Source organism: Deltaproteobacteria bacterium GWA2_45_12, assembly GCA_001797365.1.
GTDB lineage: Bacteria > UBA10199 > UBA10199 > UBA10199 > UBA10199 > UBA10199.
This window is the reverse complement of the sequence record MGPH01000036.1, coordinates 1-3,152: the sequence shown is the minus strand read 5'-3', so window position 1 is coordinate 3,152 and position 3,152 is coordinate 1. Positions and strand designations below refer to the sequence as shown.

Genomic DNA, 3,152 nt, shown 5'->3' with positions numbered 1-3,152 from the left:
TCTGGAGCATGTGAACCCGGATGGGGTCCCCCCCCATCCAGCTAACCGGGGTCAGTGTGTTCACCGCCTCCCCCGCCACTTTGATTTTGAATAGTTCCCATAGAGAAACATGGTCCCCTGTTTCTTCCAATACAAAATACCAAGCCAAAGTGTGGGCTAAGTACCAGAAAGCAGGCAAGAAAAGGACCGTCAGTTCATTCCACCCCAGGTTTTGAAAGGTTTGATAAAGCTGGTCTGTGCCAAACCGGCGAATCAGCTGCACCAAGAGAAGGGTTCCCACCAACAAGAAAAAGGGGGTCCAAAAACGGGATAGGGTCTTTTTCATAAGAGGGTCGCTTTTAACAAAGCCCTTCCTAAATGGCAATGAAAGTAACTAAGCTGTTGATATTAATTGTAAATGAAGCTTAAAAACAGAGGCGTTCCCTGTGATTTCCCCCAAGATACTGGAATTGACTTTCGGGGTATTTTCCCGTACAAGGAGGAACTTTTAATGACTCATCAAGCCCTTATCATAGCGGCAGGTTTTGGAAGCCGCCTTCAACGCCATGATGGTGATATCCCCAAACCTCTCCGCAAGGTGGGGGGGATGCCGCTTATCAAGCGCGCGATCCTTTGCGGAAAAGAAGCCGGGATCCGTGAATTTGTCATTGTGGTGGGGTTTCAAAAAGAAAAGATCATCCAGGCCTTGGATGAAAAAAAACTTGGGGTAAAACTTACCTTTGTTGAAAACCCTGAATGGGAAAAACCAAACGGCGTTTCTGTCCTAAAAGCCAAACCCCATCTTTTAGAAAATTTTGTCCTGCTGATGTCGGACCATATCTTTGAACCCCGTACTTTAGCCAAACTGATCAAAGCACCTCTGTGGGAAAACAAGGCCATTTTAGCTGTCGACACCAAGCTTGAAAGCATCTTTGACATGGATGACGCGACCAAAGTGGTGGTGGAAAAAGATCAAATCAAGGAAATCGGCAAAGAACTAAAAAATTACAATGCCGTCGATACGGGTATGTTTTTATGCAGCCAGGAAGTTTTCACCGTCCTTGAAGAAACATCCAAGACAAAAGCTCCCTCCCTTTCAAATGGCATTCGTTTACTGGCCAAAAGAAACCAGATGGGTTCCATGGATGTGGGAAATGCTTTCTGGCAGGATGTGGACACCAAAGGTTCTCTTAAACATGCCGAACGTTTTTTACTTAACTCATGCCGCAAACCAACCGATGGGCTCATTTCCCGCAATTTTAACCGGTATATTTCGCTATTCATCACAAAATACCTGCTTAAAACAAGCCTCTCAGCCAACACAGTCACCTTTCTTACAACTTTAGTGGGTGTCACTTCAGGAATTCTTGTCGCCCAAGGGACGTACCTCCCCTTGATTGTAGGGGCGTTCCTCTTCAAACTTTCCTCTATTTTAGATGGATGCGATGGTGAGATGTCGCGCATTACCATGACCAGTTCCAAACTGGGACAATGGTTAGATACCGCCAGCGACAATTTTACCTATGTTTGTTTTTTTATCGGGGCCGTTGTGGGCTTGTTTAACCAGGGGCACCCGCATGCCCTGCTTTTAGGATCGTTAGCCCTCCTTGGCGTGGGGATGACATTGCTGGTGATGTTTACTTATTTGATCAAACACACCGATTCGGGAAGTTTATTGGCCATTCAAAAGGATTTTCAGCAAAATCAAACCACCAGCCCTTTCAAAAAATTCTTCCAGTCCGTTTCATTTATGACCAAGCGCGATTTTTTTTCTGTCACTTTTCTTTTCATGGCCTTGGTAAACAGGTTGGATTGGATTGTGCTGTCAACCATCTTGGGCGCCCATGCCATGTGGATGGTTTTGATAAGCAATCGTCTGGGCCTGTTTAAGGCAAGCAATCAAGAACTGATCAAAGTCCATTCTTTAAAAGAATAAAAAAATAAAAAATTATGGAACAAACAAATCAAACCAATGTCATCCCTTTTGGGAAAATGAAAAAACAAAAAATAGGAAAAATCATTCCCGGGCTCATCCGCTATACGGATATTTTGCTTAATAACCGCCCCGTACTCCTTAATTTGGAAGTGATCAAAAGCTGCAACGCCAAATGCCATTTTTGTCCCTGCTGGGAAATGGAAGCCGGCCCCCGCCTGCGCGATTATGGCCCCATCATTGCCAAAATAAAACCCATCATGGTTTCTGTAAACGGTGGCGAGCCTTTATTGCGGACCGATATTTACGACATCATCCGGCAAGTCAAGGAACACTGTATTTATACGGCCATCATCACCAACGCCGGTTTACTCACCCGAGAAAAGGCCCGAAAATTAAAAGAAGCCGGGGTCGATCAGTTGACTATTTCCATGGATTATCTGGATGAACGCCACTCCAAGGTGCGTGGCATTCCCAATTTGCACAATCACATTCCCCAACTCATCCCGCAAATTCAGGAAGACGGTTTGGAAAACATCGTTTTAAACACCATCATCATGAACTCCAATTTGGATCATGTGGTCGATCTTGCCAAAAAAGCTTATGAGTGGGGGGTCAACATTTCGTTTAGCGCCTATTCCTACAACAAAAACAATAACGACACGGAGGTGATCAAACCCGAACGTCAAGAATTTTTAAAACAAGTGATTGAAGAATTAAAAGACCTCAAACGCCAACATGGGCACATTCAATCTTCCGATTATTTTTTGGATCACGTCCCTATTTATTTCGCGCACAAAGCCATTGGCGGATGCAAAGCCGGTCAGCGTTGGCTGACTGTAACCCCCGATGGATATCTTCAACCCTGCTCGGAAACCGCACGCGTCTGCCATTACACCGAATATTCCCCCGACAAATTCGGCGATATCGACTGCGATGTCTGCTGGTACGCCTGCCGCGCCGAATCCCAAGCCCCCGTCACCATAAGCCGCATCAAGGATTGGGTGAGAAGGGGATAACCCAAGCCTTTCCCGCCAGAGGTGCCCTTTATATAGTTTTTAACCATTCGAACCAAAACAACATATGAAGAACTCGGGGGCAAGCCACGGGGTTTTGACAAAGCCAAGGCTTGCCTCCTACGCCAACGAGCGTAGGGGATAAATGATGAATAGATTACTGAATAGAAATTTTTAATGAAGAACCCCGTGGCAAGCCACGGGGTATCAAGCTCGGCTCCGCC

General features: G+C 45.7%; 2 protein-coding genes and 1 pseudogene (1 of these 3 running past the window's edge). 2 read left to right on the top strand and 1 reads right to left on the bottom strand.

Going from position 1 to position 3,152, the window contains the following annotated elements; genetic code table 11:
- Window positions 1–325, bottom strand: a pseudogene (locus A2048_03520) (hypothetical protein); it reaches 44 nt to the left of the window's first position.
- Between the two features lie 72 nt (window positions 326–397).
- Between A2048_03520 and A2048_03515 the strand changes: the two are divergent.
- Together A2048_03515 and A2048_03510 are read left to right on the top strand one after the other, a co-directional pair.
- Entirely contained in the window at window positions 398–1,915 is a 1,518-nt protein-coding gene (locus A2048_03515) for a hypothetical protein (GenBank protein ID OGP08975.1), read from the top strand.
- Between the two features lie 14 nt (window positions 1,916–1,929).
- Complete coding sequence (locus A2048_03510; protein ID OGP08974.1) at window positions 1,930–2,931, top strand: hypothetical protein; 1,002 nt, start codon at window positions 1,930–1,932, stop codon at window positions 2,929–2,931.
- Window positions 2,932–3,152: the final 221 nt, after the last annotated feature.

Bases quoted from the DNA above. Each gene is read 5' to 3' on its own strand.
- A2048_03510 (OGP08974.1), top strand. From the start codon at position 1,930: ATGGAACAAACAAATCAAACCAATGTCATCCCTTTTGGGAAAATGAAA.
- A2048_03515 (OGP08975.1), top strand. From the start codon at position 398: ATGAAGCTTAAAAACAGAGGCGTTCCCTGTGATTTCCCCCAAGATACT.